Below are 15,371 nucleotides of genomic sequence, written 5' to 3'. Positions count from 1 at the left end.
GCTGGGAGAGACCAACACAAGAAGCACCCCCCCCACCCCCAGCGGGTCCCCCTCCCCCCCCCCCCCACCGCCCCTCCCCCCCCCCCCCCCCCCCCCCCCCCCCCCCCCCCGCGTTTGAGAACACGATGGCGACGGCCTACGCCTCGACGCCGACCGGCTTCCCTCCCCCAGCTACCGCTGGGAGGTGCCCCCATGCAGGGCGATCGCCCGCTGCATGGCCTTGCGGGCCCGCGGGGTGTCACGGGCGTCGTGGTAGGCCACGGCGAGCCGGAACCACGAGCGCCAGTCACCCGGGGCGTCCTCGGTCTCGGCCCGGCGACGGGCGAAGACCTCGTCCGCGGAGTCGCGGTCGATACGGCCGCTCGGGGTCCGTACCAGCTCGTCGACCGGCAGACCGCCCTCCGCGTCCAGCTCCCGCGCCAGCCGGTCGGCCGCGCGCGCGAACTTGGTGGTCTGGTACAGGAACCAGGCACCGATGAACGGCAGGACCAGCACGGAGACGCCGAAGGCGACCGTGAGCAGGGTGCCCTGCTGGATGAGCATGACGCCGCGGCTGCCGACCAGGACGAAGTAGGCGACCAGGACGGCGGCCAGGGCGAAATAGACGATCTTTGCGCGCACGGTTCTCAGCCCAGATCCAGGAAGTGTTCCAGCCCGAAGGTCAGGCCCGGGGTGTCCACCACGCGCCGCGCGCCGAGCAGGATGCCCGGCATGAAGCAGCTGTGGTGCAGCGAGTCGTGCCGGATGGTCAGCGTCTCGCCGGTGTCACCGAGCAGCACCTCCTGGTGGGCCAGCAGCCCGCGCAGCCGCACCGAGTGCACCGGCACCCCGTCGACGTCCGCGCCGCGCGCGCCGTCCAGGGCGGTCGTGGTGGCGTCGGGCTGCGGGGCGCAGCCCGCCTCCCGCCGCGCCGCCGCGATGAGCTGCGCGGTACGGGTGGCGGTGCCGGAAGGGGCGTCGGCCTTGTTCGGGTGGTGCAGCTCGACGACCTCGACCGACTCGAAGAAGCGGGCCGCCTGCTGGGCGAAGGCCATGGTCAGCACGGCCCCGATGGAGAAGTTCGGGGCGATGAGCACGCCGGTGCCCGGCTTGGCGTCGAGCCAGCCGGTCAGCCGGGCGAGGCGGTCGTCGGTCCAGCCGGTGGTGCCGACCACCCCGTGGATGCCGTGGGCGACGCAGAACTCGAGGTTGTCCATGACCGAGTCGGGGTGGGTCAGCTCGACGGCGACCTGGGCGCCCGCCCCGGTCAGCGTGTCGAGCTTGTCGCCCCGGCCCAGCGCGGCCACCAGCTCCATGTCGGCGGCGGCTTCGACGGCTCGTACGGCCTCGGAGCCGATCCGGCCCTGGGCGCCGATGACCGCCACGCGCAGCTTGCTCATCCTTGGTGCTTCCTTCTCTCAATGATCCCTAAGGATCACTCAGGACCAGTCGGAATCAGACGGGATCTGTCAGGAGCGTCAGGCCACGACCGCGTCGAGCCTGGCCGCCTGCTTGTCCTTCAGCGGGCCGATGACGGACAGCGAAGGACGCTGTCCCAGTACATCGCGGGCCACTTCCCGGATCTCGTCCGGGGTGACGGCCGAGATGCGCGTCAGCATGTCGGAGACCGACATCTGCTCGCCCCAGCACAGCTCGCTCTTGCCGATGCGGTTCATCAGCGCGCCCGTGTCCTCCAGCCCGAGGACCGTGGAGCCGGAGAGCTGCCCGACGGCGCGGGTGATCTCCTCGTCGCTGAGCCCCTCGGTCGCGACCTTGTGCAGCTCGTCGCGACAGATCTTGAGGACGTCGTGGACCTGGCTCGGGCGGCAGCCGGCGTAGACGCCGAAGAGGCCGCAGTCGGCGAAGCCCGAGGTGTAGGAGTAGACGGAGTAGGCGAGTCCGCGCTTCTCCCGGACCTCCTGGAAGAGCCGCGAGCTCATGCCACCGCCGAGGGCGGTGTTGAGCACGCCGAGCGCCCAGCGACGCTCGTCGGTGCGGGCCAGGCCCGGCATGCCGAGGACGACGTGCGCCTGCTCGGTCTTGCGGCCCAGCAGCTCCACGCGGCCCGCGGTGCGGATCGTGCGAGTGCCCGCGCGCGGGTCGACCGGCACGGCGTCCGTGCGGGAGAGGGCACCGGCCTTCTCGAACGCGGCGCGCACCTGGCGGACGACCTTGGCGTGGTCGACGTTGCCCGCGGCGGCCACGACCAGGTGGGTCGGGTCGTAGTGCTTCTTGTAGAAGCGGGCGATCTGGTCGCGGGTGAGGGCGTTGATCGTGTCGACCGTGCCGAGCACCGGGCGGCCCAGCGGCGTGTCGCCCAGCATGGTGTGCGCGAACAGGTCGTGCACGCAGTCGCCGGGGTCGTCCTCGGTCATCGCGATCTCTTCGAGGATCACGCCGCGCTCGGCGTCGACGTCCGAGGCCTCGATGAGCGAGCCGGTGAGCATGTCACAGACGACGTCGATGGCCAGCGGCAGATCGGTGTCGAGGACACGTGCGTAATAGCAGGTGTACTCCTTCGCCGTGAACGCGTTCATCTCGCCGCCGACTGCGTCGATGGCGGAGGAGATGTCGAGCGCGCTGCGCTTGGAGGTGCCCTTGAAGAGCAGGTGCTCCAGATAGTGCGTGGCGCCGTTGAGGGTCGGGGTCTCGTCGCGGGAGCCGACGTTGGCCCAGATGCCGAAGGTCGCGGAGCGCACGGACGGCAGGGTCTCGGTGACGATGCGCAGGCCACCGGGGAGGGTGGTCCTGCGGACCGTGCCGATGCCGTTCTCGCCCTTGAGAAGCGTTTGGGTACGGGCGACGGCCCGCCCCTCCGAAGAGGTGCGGGCCGTCTTCCGTGTACTACGGGACGTCACTTGGCGGACTCGTCCTTAGCCTCGTCGCCGTCCTCGCCCTCGATGACCGGGATCAGCGAGAGCTTGCCGCGCTGGTCGATCTCGGCGATCTCGACCTGGACCTTGGCGCCGACGCCGAGCACGTCCTCGACGTTCTCCACGCGCTTGCCACCGGCGAGCTTGCGGATCTGCGAGATGTGCAGCAGGCCGTCCTTGCCCGGCATGAGGGAGACGAAGGCACCGAAGGTGGTGGTCTTGACGACCGTACCCAGGTAGCGCTCGCCGACCTCCGGCATGGTCGGGTTGGCGATGCTGTTGATCGTGGCGCGGGCGGCCTCGGCGGCCGGGCCGTCGGCGGCACCGATGTAGATGGTGCCGTCGTCCTCGATCGTGATGTCGGCGCCGGTGTCCTCCTGGATCTGGTTGATCATCTTGCCCTTGGGGCCGATGACCTCACCGATCTTGTCCACCGGGATCTTGACGGTGATGATCCGCGGGGCGTTCGGGGACATCTCGTCCGGGACGTCGATGGCCTCGTTCATCACATCGAGGATGTGGAGGCGCGCGTCGCGGGCCTGCTTCAGCGCGGCGGCCAGGACCGAGGCGGGGATGCCGTCGAGCTTGGTGTCGAGCTGGAGCGCGGTGACGAAGGTCTTGGTGCCGGCGACCTTGAAGTCCATGTCACCGAACGCGTCCTCCGCACCGAGGATGTCGGTGAGGGCGACGTAGTGCGTCTTGCCGTCGATCTCCTGGGAGATCAGACCCATGGCGATACCGGCGACGGGGGCCTTGAGGGGCACACCGGCGTTCAGCAGCGACATGGTGGAGGCGCAGACCGAGCCCATGGAGGTCGAGCCGTTGGAGCCGAGGGCCTCGGACACCTGACGGATCGCGTAGGGGAACTCCTCGCGCGACGGCAGCACGGGCACGATGGCCCGCTCGGCCAGGGCGCCGTGGCCGATCTCGCGGCGCTTCGGCGAACCGACGCGGCCGGTCTCGCCGACGGAGTACGGCGGGAAGTTGTAGTTGTGCATGTAGCGCTTGCGGGTCACCGGGGAGAGGGTGTCCAGCTGCTGCTCCATGCGGAGCATGTTGAGGGTGGTGACGCCCAGGATCTGGGTCTCGCCACGCTCGAACAGCGCCGAGCCGTGCACGCGCGGGATGGCCTCGACCTCGGCGGCGAGCGTACGGATGTCCGTGACGCCACGGCCGTCGATGCGGACCTTGTCCTTGATGACGCGCTCGCGGACCAGCTTCTTGGTCAGCGAACGGTACGCGGCGGAGATCTCCTTCTCGCGGCCCTCGAAGGCCGGGAGGAGCTTCTCCGCGGCGAGCTCCTTGACGCGGTCCAGCTCGGTCTCGCGGTCCTGCTTGCCGGCGATGGTGAGCGCCTGCGAGAGCTCCGCGGTGACCGCGGCGGAGAGCGCCTCGAAGACGTCGTCCTGGTAGTCCAGGAAGACCGGGAACTCGCCCTCGGGCTTGGCGGCCTTGGCCGCGAGCTCGGACTGGGCGCGGCACAGGACCTTGATGAACGGCTTCGCCGACTCGAGACCGGCGGCGACGACCTCTTCGGTCGGGGCCTCGGCGCCGTCCGCCACCAGCTGGACGGTCTTCTCGGTGGCCTCGGCCTCGACCATCATGATCGCGACGTCGCCGTCCTCGAGGACGCGACCGGCCACGACCATGTCGAAGACGGCGTCCTCGAGCTCGGTGTGGGTCGGGAACGCCACCCACTGGCCCTTGATCAGGGCCACGCGGGTGGCGCCGATCGGACCGGAGAAGGGCAGGCCCGCGAGCTGCGTGGAGCAGGAGGCGGCGTTGATGGCGACCACGTCGTACAGGTGGTCGGGGTTGAGCGCCATGATCGTCTCGACGATCTGGATCTCGTTGCGCAGGCCCTTCTTGAAGGAGGGGCGCAGCGGGCGGTCGATCAGGCGGCAGGTGAGGATCGCGTCCTCGGAGGGGCGGCCCTCACGACGGAAGAACGAGCCGGGGATCTTGCCGGCCGCGTACTGGCGCTCCTCGACGTCGACCGTCAGGGGGAAGAAGTCCAGCTGGTCCTTGGGCTTCTTCGAAGCGGTGGTGGCCGACAGCACCATGGTGTCGTCGTCCAGGTACGCCACGGCGGAGCCGGCGGCCTGCTTGGCCAGGCGGCCCGTCTCGAAGCGGATGGTGCGGGTGCCGAAGGTGCCGTTGTCGATGACGGCTTCGGCGTAGTGGGTCTCGTTCTCCACCAGTGATATCTCCTCGTCTGCGTCCCTGCCCGTGTGGCGGGGACGTTGGTGGAGGGGCGCCGCGGCTTGCTCTGTGCGGGCCGGTCTTCGATCGAAGCGCCCGGAATCCCTGTTCCGGGGGCCACTACCGAGGACCGGCGGCGAGGCCGGCGCCTCCTCCGTCATGCTGTTCTGTCGTTGTTCCGTTGTGGGACCAGACTACAAAGCTTCCGGGTCCCACGAGATACGCGAAGGGAGCGGCCCCCAGATGTGGGAACCGCTCCCTTCACGATGTCTTACTTGGCGCCCGCGGCACCGCGGCGGATGCCGAGGCGCTCGACCAGGGCGCGGAAGCGCGTGATGTCCTTCTTGGCCAGGTACTGCAGAAGGCGGCGACGCTGGCCGACCAGGAGCAGCAGACCACGGCGGGAGTGGTGGTCGTGCTTGTGCGTCTTGAGGTGCTCGGTCAGGTCCGAGATGCGGCGGGTGAGCATCGCGACCTGGACCTCGGGGGAGCCGGTGTCGCCCTCCTTGGTGGCGAACTCGGTCATGATCTGCTTCTTCGTAGCGGCGTCGAGCGACACGCGTACTCCTCAAATTCTCAGTTTCAGCCGCCGAGTGCCCCTGGTCTTGATCTCAGGGGAGCTTCCGTGACTCGGGAGGCGAGGTCCGCTGGGCGCTGTCCCCAGAAGCCCTTACGGGCGGTCCGGAGGCGCGTACACAAACGGCCACTACACACAGTACCAGCCGGGCACCGCGGCCCCGGACGGGGTCGTCCTGGTCCGTCCCGGTCCGCGTCCCGCACCCTGCGAGGGCCGTATCCCGTCCCTTATGAGCTGGTCAGACCCCGAACCGTGGCGTACACGTCAAGGACGGCGAGGCACAGCGGGACGAGGGAGAGCAGGAGGGCGCTCTCAAAAATATCGGAGAGCCGCCCCCAAAAGGGTGACAGGCCCTTGCTGGGGACGATCAGTGCGATGCCGGTGAGCAGAGCGGCGCCGGCGGTGACGGCGGCGGCGAGCCAGACCGTGCGGATGTCGAGCGGGCCGCCGTCGTGGTCGGCGAGGGCGCGGACAGCCGCGGCGGGCGGGTTCAGGGACAGGCCGAGGACCAGCAGGGCAAGAGCGCCGAGCCCGGCGGCGAGGACGGTGGTGACCTGCGCGGTGTAGCGGAAGAGACGGGCGCGCAGCAGCGTCGCCGCCCCGGCGGCCAGGGCGAGGGCCTGGGCCCAGGGGTCGGCGGAGAAGCCGAGGACCGCGGCCGAGCCGACGACGACGGCCGAGCAGCCACCGACGAGGCCGAGCAGCAGTTCATGGCCGCGGCGGGCCTGGGCGGCGATGCGCTCGGCGTCGACGGGCTCGGAGGTGTGGCCGCCGGGCGGGGTGTCGAGGTCGTCGCCGACCGTGGAGCGGGGCGCGGCGTAGCCGATGGGCAGCCGGGCGACGCGGGCGGAGAGGCCCGGCAGGAAGGCGACGGCGCCGAGGGCGACAGCGGCGCAGACGGCGGCGACGGCCGTGGGTCCGGCTTCGGTGAGGATCGCGCAGAAGGTGGCGAGGGTGCCGGTGGCGGAGGCGACGACGGCGGCGACGAAGGGGGCGTCGCCGGAGGGCAGCGCGGCGACGAGGACGACGGAGCCGACGAGGACGGCGACACAGCCGAGCAGGAACTGGAGCCGGCCGACGCCCTCGCCCGCCCCCGGGGGCAGCACGCCGGCTCCGGCGGCCATCAGGTGCGGCAGGGCGGCCAGGCCGAGGGCGACGGCGGAGCCGCGGTCGTCGTAGACCCGCGCCCGGACACCGGCGAACGCCGTCAGGAAGAGACCGACGGCGCCGGCGACGATGCCCGGCAGACCGTGGGTGTCGTGGCGGAGCGGGTCGGCGGACCAGAGGGCGAAGGCCAGCAGGACGAGCAGCAGCGCGCCGCCCCACAGGCCGCCGACGCGCAGCAGCCGGTCGTCCCAGAGGGCGCGGTCGCGGGTGACGGCGGCGGCCACGGCGTCGGAGACGTCGTCGTGGACGGCGGGCGGCAGCGAGTCGGCGAAGGGGCGCAGCGCGAGGAGTTCCCCGTCCAGGACGCGCTGGGCGGCGAGGGTGCGGGCGCCTTCGAGGACGGTGCCGTCGCGGCGTACGAGGTGATAGCCGGTGGGGGTGCCGGGGGCCTGGGTCTGTCCGGTCAGCCGCAGGAGCTCGGGGTAGACGTCGGCGACGGCGATGTCCTCGGGGAGGGCGACGTCGATCCGGCTGTCCGGCGCGACGACGGTCACCCTGCAGAAGCCTGTCGTAGCGGACGTACTCACCTTTGGTGTCCCCCTGGTTCGCGGTGCTGGTTCGCGGTGCCGCTTCACGTGCGTGACCGTGTCCGCCTCGGTTGTCCGCGCGTGCGACTTTCGCCGCGCGACGGCGGCGGCCGGGCTTCGTTCGTGCATACGGGCGGCTGGCAACCCTACCCGGGGAGAACGTTCGTACGCCGATAGGATCACCGTCTCGCGGAGGAGGCCGGGGCCACGGGGGCACCGGACAAGGAACTTTCCTGCCGCGTCGAGGGGTTGAGGCAGTCCGTGAGCCAGGTCGTCGTCAAGCGCCAGCCGCGGGCTCTCCCGCCTGAGGTGCCGAGCGCGGAACTACGGCTGGAGTCCCCTCCCGAGCTGCCGCGCGGCCGCCAGGAGGGCATGCTGATGCAGCTGTTGCCCACCTTGGGCATGGCCTCGTCGGCGGTGTACTTCTTCATGCCGGGGGCCGCCCCGATGATGAAGGTCATGGGCGTCCTGATGATGGTCTCGACGCTCGGCATGACCATCACCATGATCGTCCGGCATCGTCAGGGCACCCAGGGCGAGCTGGCCGACCTGCGCCGCGACTACCTCAAATACCTCGCACAGACGCGAAGGACCGTGCGGCGGACCGCCCGTGCGCAGCGCGACGCCCAGTTCTATACGCATCCCGCGCCCGAGCAGCTGTGGTCGGTGGTCGCCGAGGGGAGCCGGGTGTGGGAGCGGCGGGTGAGCGACGACGACTTCGGGCAGGCCCGGATAGGGCTCGGCGCACAGCAGCTCGCGACCCCGCTGGTGGCCCCCGAGACGGCGCCGATGGACGAGCTGGAGCCGCTGACGGCCGGTGCGATGCAGCGGTTCCTGGCCACGCACGGCTCGTTGGACGGCATGCCGGTGGCGGTGTCGTTGCGGGCCTTCTACCACGTGACCCTGTCGGGTGAGCCGGAGACGGTGCACGGCACGGCCCGCGCGCTGCTCGCCCAGCTCGCCACGCTGCACTCGCCGGAGGACCTCCTCGTCGCGGTCGTCGCGGGGCGCGGCGCGGCCGAGCGGTGGGAGTGGGCGAAGTGGCTGCCGCACGTGCAGGTGCCGGGCCGGATCGACGGCGCGGGCACGCGGCGGACCATCGGTGACGACCTCGGGGAGCTGGAGGAGCTGCTGGCGCCGCGGCTGGAGGGTCGTACCCGGTTCAGCCGGGACGGTCAGCCGCTGCTGGACCAGCCGCACGTGGTGGTCGTCCTGGACGGCGCCACGGTGCCGCCGGACTCGGCGTTCGCCGCCGCCGAGGGCCTGCAGGGCGTCACCGTCGTCGAGGTGGTCCCCGGTGAGCTGGACGAGGAGCGCGGCGGGCTGTCGGTGGTCGTCACCCCGGGCCGGCTGCGTCTCCAGTCGCAGGTCGCGGCGTACGAAGGGGAGCCGGACACGCTGTCCCCCGAGGCCGCCGAGGCGCTGGCGCGGCAGCTCGCGCCGCTGCGCACGGGCGGTGGCGACGATGACGAACCGCTGCTCGCCAACCTCGATTTCACCGATCTGCTGGCGCTCGGCGACGCGGGCTCGGTGGACGCCGCGCGCAGTTGGCGGCCGCGGTCGGCGGCGGAGCGGCTACGGGTGCCGATCGGCGTCGGTGAGGACGGCTCGCCCGTCATGCTCGACCTCAAGGAGGCGGCGCAGGACGGCATGGGCCCGCACGGCCTCTGCGTCGGCGCCACCGGCTCGGGCAAGTCCGAGCTGCTGCGCACCCTGGTGCTGGGGCTGGCCGTCACGCACTCCTCGGAGACGCTGAACTTCGTGCTCGCGGACTTCAAGGGCGGTGCGACCTTCACGGGCATGTCCCGGCTGCCGCACGTCGCCGCGGTCATCACCAACCTCGCGGACGATCTGACCCTGGTCGACCGGATGCGGGACTCCATCACCGGTGAGCTCCAGCGCCGGCAGGAGCTGCTGCGTTCGGCGGGCAACTACGCCAACACGCACGACTACGAGAAGGCGCGGCTGGCCGGTGCCCCGCTGGAGCCGCTCGCTTCACTCGTCCTGGTGATCGACGAGTTCAGCGAGCTGTTGACGGCCAAGCCGGACTTCATCGACATGTTCATCCAGATCGGCCGCATCGGCCGCTCCCTGGGCGTGCACCTGCTGCTGGCCTCGCAGCGGCTGGAGGAGGGCCGGCTGCGCGGACTGGAGACGTATCTGTCGTACCGCGTCGGCCTCCGCACGTTCTCGGCAGCCGAATCCCGTACGGCGCTGGGCGTCCCGGACGCGTACCACCTGCCGTCCATTCCCGGCTCGGGGTACCTCAAGTTCGGTACGGACGAGATGACGCGGTTCAAGGCGGCGTACGTCTCCGCGCCCTACCGCACCGGCTCCCCCGATCCGGCGGGCTCGGACCTGACCGTCGAGCGCCGCCCGGTGCTGTTCACGGCCGCCCCGGTGCCCGTCACCTATGTCGCGCCGGACCCGTCCGCCGTCCGTCCCGACGACGGGGACGACGCGTCCGACGACGCCCTGTCCGACACGGTCCTCGACGTCATCGTCCGCCGCCTCGACGGCCAGGGGCCGCCGGCCCATCAGGTCTGGCTCCCGCCCCTGGACGAGGCGCCCTCGCTCGACCAGCTGCTCCCGCCGCTCGCCCCGGTGGAGGGCCGCGGTCTCAGCGCGGACGGGTACGGGCGCCCGGGCGGGCTGGTCGTACCGCTGGGGCTGGTGGACAAGCCGTTCGAGCAGAAGCGCGACGTGCTGCACCGGGACTTCTCGGGGGCCGCGGGTCACATGCTGGTCCTGGGCGGCCCGCGCTCGGGCAAATCGACGCTGCTGCGCTCGATGGTCGGCGCGTTCGCGCTCACGCACACCCCGGCCGAAGCGCAGTTCTACGGTCTGGACTTCGGCGGTGGCGGCATGGTCGCCCTCGACGGCCTGCCGCACGTCGGCGGCATCGCCTCGCGGCTCGACGCGGACAAGGTGCGGCGTACGGTCGCCGAGGTCGCGGGGGTGCTCAACCGGCGGGAGGCGTTCTTCCGGGACCACGCCATCGACGGCATCGCCACCTACCGGCGCCGGCGCGCGGCCGGTCAGCTGCCGGACGAGCCGTGGGGCGATGTGTTCCTGCTCATCGACGGCTGGCAGTCCTTCCGCACGGAGTTCGAGCACCTCGAGCCCGTCATCACCGACATCGCCGCCCGCGGCCTCGGCTTCGGCGTGCACCTGGTGATCACCGCCGCCCGCTACATGGAGATGCGCGCGGCCCTCAAGGACCAGCTGCTGAGCCGTCTGGAACTGCGCCTCGGCGACCCCACCGACTCCGAATTCGACCGCAAGAGCGCCAGGAACGTCCCCGTCAACGCCCCGGGCCGCGGCATCACGCCCGAGGCACTCCACTTCCTGGCCGCGGTGCCGCGCGTGGACGGCCGGCCGGGCGGCGGTGAGGACCTCGCGGAGGCCACGGCCGATTTCGTCCGGTCGGTGGAGGGCAACTGGCACGGCCCGCACGCCCCGCGGGTACGGATGCTCCCCCATCTGCTGGCGGCCGACTCGTTGCCGGCGGGCAACGCCGCACCGGAACGGGGCGTCGCCATCGGTATCGACGAGATGAATCTGGAACCCCTCTTCGTCGACTTCGACCAGCAGCCGCTGTTCGCCGTCTTCGGCGAGTCGGGGGCGGGAAAGACGGCGATGCTGCGGCTGCTCATCAAGCAGCTCACCGAGCGGTACACCCCGCAGGAGGCGCTGTTCTGCGTCGGCGACTACCGGCGCGGGCTGCTGGAGTGCGTCCCCGAGCCGTATCTGGTGGGCTACGCGACCACGCAGAACGCGCTGGAGAAGTACATGGGCGACATGAACGCCCTCATCGCCGGCCGGATCCCCGGCCCGGACGTCACCCCGCAGCAGTTGCGTACGCGTAGCTGGTGGCAGGGGCCGCGGGCGTTCGTCGTGATCGACGACTACGACCTGGTCTCGTCCTCGTCGGGCAACCCCATGAGCGTGCTGCTCGACAATCTGCCCTTCGCGCGTGACGCGGGCGTCAACATCATCCTGGCCCGCAACACGGCGGGCGCCGGACGCTCGTCGTACGAGGCGTTCATCCAGCGCTTCAAGGAGCTGGGCGCCCAGGGTGTCCTGCTCTCCGGCCACCCGAGCGAGGGCGAGCTCCTGGGCGACATGAAGCCCCGCCCCCTGCCGCCGGGCCGCGGTGTCTTCGTCTCGCGGCGCCACGGGTCCGCGCTGATCCAGACGGGGTGGCTGCCGGCGGAGTGAGGGTACGGGGGGTGTGACGGCGCCGGTGAAGATCCATGGAAACGGGTCCGGGTGTCATGGCCGGGCGCTAGCGTCGTACACACCTGCCAACACGTGTGCCGGGGAGGCGACATGGCGCTCGACGAGGAGTGGGACCGCCGCTTCAACCCGCATCGCTACGACGGCTCCGGGAAGCCCACGGACGCGGCGATGCGGCTCGCGAGCTCGAAGGACGCGACGGGCGAGGCGGGCGCGACCGGTGGGGCCACCGGGCCGGGGCCTGCGGGTCCGCGCCGCTTACGGGTCTCCCCGTCCTTCCTCCGGGACAAGGCGGGCAAGGCGGACGAGGTCCGGGCGGTCTTCAGGAAGACCGACGACAGTGCGATGGGCACGGGAGGGGCCGGCTCGGTCGCCGAGGGGCTCAAGGGCTTTCGCTCCTCCCCCGCGTTCGCGGTCTTCCTCGACCGCTGGCGGGACCAGATGAACGAGCTGGAGCGGTCACTGCACCACGAGGTCGCGGCGCCCCTGCGTGCGGCGGCGCGTGACTTCCACGCCGACGACCAGCGGACGCGCAGCACGTTCGACCGGTTCGACCGGTTCGACCGGTTCGACCGGTAGGGAACGGCACAGATCATGCTGGGCTACCGGACCCTACGAGAGGCGAACCTGGCCGCCCTGGAGGCGGCGGTCGAGGCGTGGCAGGCCCTGCCGAAGCGGATCCAGGGCGTGGGCGACAAGTTCGGCCACGAGGTCGAGAACCCGCTGTACGCCTGTGACTGGGAGGGCGAGGCGGCCACCGCCTGCTTCCGCAACCTGGCCCGTACCCGAACGGAGCTGCTGGCCGCGGCCGAGGAGGCCCGGGACGTCCATGCCGTTCTCGACTACGCGCTCGGCCGCTTCCGCGCGGCGCGCAAGACGCTGGACCACGTCGCGGAAGCGGTCGCCCGCGACAAGCACTTGAAGCAGAACGAGGACGGGCGTGTGTACGCCGAGGCCCCTTCCTCGGCCCTCACCAGGGGCTACCAGGAGACGGTCGCCGCACACAACGAGACGGTGGCGCGGGCGCTCCGGTCCGCCACGGAGGCCGACGACGACCTCTACTGGGCCCTGCTCCAGGACCCCAACGGCTCACGCGACCGGGGCTTCAACCAGGACGGCTACGACCGCGCCGGCCGACGGCAGGCCGAGAAGGACGCCGGGCGGGCCCTGGAACTGGCCGCCAAGGGCTCCGCCATGAGCGACGCGGAGCTCACCCGGCTCGGCGCGCTGCTCGGAGCCCACCGCAACGACCCGCTCTTCGGCGAACGGATCGCCACCTCCCTCGGCCCCCAGGGCGTCCTCCGCTTCTGGGCCGACATGGCCGACCCGCAGCAGGTCGGCCCGGGCCGGGGCCGGGCGGACCTGCTGCGGGGACTTCAGGAGAGTCTCGGCGTCACCCTGGCTTCGGCGACACAGGTCGACAGCAAGGCGATGGACTCCTGGAAGGCGGGGGTCATCGAGGCGGGCGGGAAGAGGATCGGCAGCGACGCCGCGGGGAACCCCTGGGGCTTCCAGGTGATGAGCAATCTCATGCGGCACGGTGAGTACGACGGAAAGTTCCTGGCCGCGTACGGCGAAGCTCTCGTCCGCATGGACAAGAAGGTCAACAGCGCCGACCTGTCCTTCTGGACGAACCCCGCCAACACGGCGGACCTCACCTACCACGGCGGAAAGAACGACCGCGGCCAGGACCCGATGACGGGTTTCCTCCAGGCCCTGGGCCACAGCCCGGAAGGCGCGGCGCGATTCTTCAAGCAGCCGACGGGCGTATCGGGCCCGGTGGACAGGGAGTCGGAGGTCAACGAGAACCTCCGGTACCTCACCAAGGACCGCCACTGGCACCCCGACGTCACCTTCACCGGCGATTCCGGCAGGATCGCGGGGTACAACGCCCTGGGCCACGCCCTGGAGGCGGCGACGACGGGCAGCCCGTACGACACCACGACGGGCGCGGACCGCCGGAGCGGGGCGGCGGCGAGGGTGATGGAACAGGTCGCGTACGTCTACGGCGACGACAACTCCCTGATGCACCGGCAGTCGGGCATCGCCGACAGCCTCGGCAGGATGGGAGCGGCGTACATCGACGACATCAACTACGCCGTATCCGGCATCGGCGACCACGGCGTGGGCCAGGACGCGGTGGCCTTCCCCGCGAAGTACGAAGGCCGGGCGGAGTTCGGACGCTACGGCGCCATCGGCTTCCTCAGCACGCTGGGCCAGAGCGAGACGGCCCACGGATACGTGTCACGGGCCGAGCATCTGCATACGTTGAGCGCGCTGGACGCGAACCCGGCGACGGACGAGGCGGGTTACGTGCGCGGCCGCAGCGCGCTGCTGACGGAGGCGGAGGTGCGGGGCATTCTCGACCACGCCCGGGTGGAACAGGCGGCTGCGGACCACGCGCATGATGCCGAGGAGAACAACAAGAGCTTGGCCCGGTCGACGGAGTGGAAGAAGTGGGTCGTGGGAGCCACGATCGGTGCGGGGGTGGCGGTCCTGCCGGTGCCGGGGGCGGCGGCGGTGGGGGTCTCGGTCGTGCCGCTGGCGGGGGAGACGGCGGGCGGGATGGTGAGTACGTATGTGGGGCAGCGGTTTGACAGGGCGGCTGAGGCGGTTGAGATGTCGCCGGATGAGGCCGTCAAGGTTGATAAGAACGAGTTCTTCGGTGCGGGCGAGAATGAAATCGCCGAGGCATTTCACTCCTACCTCCGCGCTAGCAGTTCCGAATTCTTCCGAGAGGCCAACAATACCAATCTCAAGGATCAGATCAAGAGCATGTATCTCAGTGGGGGCCCCAGCGCGAATGAGTACCTCGGGCTCAACCCTCACGAGAAAGGTTGATATCGGTGGCGCACTCAATAAGGTCGTTCGTGTGCGCGCTGCTCGCCTTATCCATCACATCCTGCACCGACAGCGGCAACGAACAACGAGAGAAACAACTGCTTCCGGCCACCAAGGTTTGCGAATCACTGCTCCCGACGGAAGTCGCCCGTGAGCTCGATGCGCTCTCCGGACTAAGGGAGTTCACGCAACGCCGCCCCAGGGGGACGGAATCCTTTTCGTCCCAGCTAGGGGGCTTGGAGGCGTCGCAGAGAGGGCAGGATGAGCAGGAACTCTGCCGAATCACCGCCGACACCGAGAAGAGCAGACTGCTCACCGTAGCAATCTACTTCCAGTGGTTCGACGCGAAGATGTTGAAGCCACCCCCTAAGCAGATGGGAAGAGAGGTCACCCCCTACCCACTTGGGGTCCGCAGTGAGGCTTACGATTTCGGCGCCACCATTTACTTTCCTTGTCCACTCAGCACATCACCCCGCGGCGGCAAGCTGCTGCGCGCCGGACTATGGACCGCCAACACCAAACTCACAGGCCAAGCAGGCCGAAACGCCAGAATCGCCATCCTCAACGCCGCCGCGCGAAAGATCGCCCGGCAGCTCGACTGCCTCGATACCGCCAATCTCCCCGAAACGTTCCACAAGGTAACGTGACCCGCAAAGGAGCCCGACAAAATGGCTGACGAACAAGAAAAAGCCGAGCTGTACGCCATGGACATCTCCGATGCCGAGTGGCTCAGCGCGCCCGATGCCGACCCCTCCGACGAGCGTGTCGAGATCGCGTATCTGGCCAACGGGGCCGTGGCCATGCGCTCGTCCGCCGATCCGGAGACCGTGTTGCGCTATACCGAGGGCGAGTGGCGCGCGTTCGTGCTCGGGGCTCGGGACGGGGAGTTCGATCTCAAGCCCTGATACACCGATGGGGCGTGCCCGGACGGCAGTCCGCCCGGCACGCCCCGCCATCAGGTCTCCG

General features: G+C 70.5%; 11 protein-coding genes. 5 read left to right on the top strand and 6 right to left on the bottom strand.

Features of this window, described 5'->3' with window-relative positions; all coding sequences use genetic code 11:
- Positions 1-171: 171 nt before the first annotated feature.
- The 6 genes from ACZ53N_RS07485 to eccD form a co-directional block, all read right to left on the bottom strand.
- Positions 172-621: a tetratricopeptide repeat protein gene (locus ACZ53N_RS07485; RefSeq protein ID WP_469139973.1), complete on the bottom strand. Its 450-nt coding sequence runs from the start codon at positions 619-621 to the stop codon at positions 172-174.
- Between the two features lie 5 nt (positions 622-626).
- The gene (dapB, locus tag ACZ53N_RS07480; protein WP_469139972.1) at positions 627-1,379 is read right to left on the bottom strand and encodes a 4-hydroxy-tetrahydrodipicolinate reductase; all 753 of its coding nucleotides are present in this window, start codon (positions 1,377-1,379) and stop codon (positions 627-629) included.
- Between the two features lie 78 nt (positions 1,380-1,457).
- The gene (locus tag ACZ53N_RS07475) at positions 1,458-2,837 is read right to left on the bottom strand and encodes a M16 family metallopeptidase (protein ID WP_469139971.1); all 1,380 of its coding nucleotides are present in this window, start codon (positions 2,835-2,837) and stop codon (positions 1,458-1,460) included.
- Complete coding sequence (locus ACZ53N_RS07470; protein WP_469139970.1) at positions 2,834-5,050, bottom strand: polyribonucleotide nucleotidyltransferase; 2,217 nt, start codon at positions 5,048-5,050, stop codon at positions 2,834-2,836. Before ACZ53N_RS07470 ends, ACZ53N_RS07475 begins: the two co-directional genes overlap by 4 nt.
- A gap of 275 nt (positions 5,051-5,325) precedes the next feature.
- Positions 5,326-5,613 (bottom strand): 30S ribosomal protein S15, encoded by a 288-nt coding sequence (gene rpsO, locus ACZ53N_RS07465; protein ID WP_130880217.1) that lies wholly within the window; start codon positions 5,611-5,613, stop codon positions 5,326-5,328.
- A gap of 245 nt (positions 5,614-5,858) precedes the next feature.
- Positions 5,859-7,325, bottom strand: a complete 1,467-nt coding sequence (eccD, locus tag ACZ53N_RS07460) for a type VII secretion integral membrane protein EccD (protein WP_469139969.1) — start codon at positions 7,323-7,325, stop codon at positions 5,859-5,861.
- Between the two features lie 261 nt (positions 7,326-7,586).
- Between eccD and eccCa the strand changes: the two genes are divergently transcribed.
- From eccCa to ACZ53N_RS07435, 5 genes are all read left to right on the top strand, one after another.
- Positions 7,587-11,546, top strand: a complete 3,960-nt coding sequence (gene eccCa, locus ACZ53N_RS07455; protein ID WP_469139968.1) for a type VII secretion protein EccCa — start codon at positions 7,587-7,589, stop codon at positions 11,544-11,546.
- 111 nt (positions 11,547-11,657) lie between these two features.
- Positions 11,658-12,143, top strand: coding sequence for a type VII secretion target (locus ACZ53N_RS07450; RefSeq protein ID WP_469139967.1), 486 nt, complete (start codon positions 11,658-11,660; stop codon positions 12,141-12,143).
- A 15-nt stretch (positions 12,144-12,158) separates the two neighbouring features.
- Positions 12,159-14,405 carry a hypothetical protein gene (locus ACZ53N_RS07445; RefSeq protein WP_469139966.1) on the top strand — a complete coding sequence of 749 codons (2,247 nt, stop codon included), beginning with the start codon at positions 12,159-12,161 and terminating at the stop codon, positions 14,403-14,405.
- 29 nt (positions 14,406-14,434) lie between these two features.
- Positions 14,435-15,052 (top strand): hypothetical protein, encoded by a 618-nt coding sequence (locus tag ACZ53N_RS07440; protein ID WP_469139965.1) that lies wholly within the window; start codon positions 14,435-14,437, stop codon positions 15,050-15,052.
- A gap of 21 nt (positions 15,053-15,073) precedes the next feature.
- A complete protein-coding gene (locus ACZ53N_RS07435; RefSeq protein ID WP_469139964.1) occupies positions 15,074-15,310 on the top strand; it encodes a DUF397 domain-containing protein in 237 nt (78 codons plus the stop codon).
- The last annotated feature ends 61 nt before the right edge of the window (positions 15,311-15,371 follow it).

Source organism: Streptomyces sp. NPDC033229 (assembly GCF_055576875.1).
This window is presented reverse-complemented; position numbering and strand designations above follow the sequence as displayed.

What these genes read in the sequence shown, in the direction of transcription:
- dapB (WP_469139972.1), bottom strand. Translation starts at nt 1,379, where the DNA reads ATGAGCAAGCTGCGCGTGGCGGTCATCGGCGCCCAGGGCCGGATCGGC.
- ACZ53N_RS07450 (WP_469139967.1), top strand. Translation starts at nt 11,658, where the DNA reads ATGGCGCTCGACGAGGAGTGGGACCGCCGCTTCAACCCGCATCGCTAC.
- ACZ53N_RS07445 (WP_469139966.1), top strand. Translation starts at nt 12,159, where the DNA reads ATGCTGGGCTACCGGACCCTACGAGAGGCGAACCTGGCCGCCCTGGAG.
- ACZ53N_RS07435 (WP_469139964.1), top strand. Translation starts at nt 15,074, where the DNA reads ATGGCTGACGAACAAGAAAAAGCCGAGCTGTACGCCATGGACATCTCC.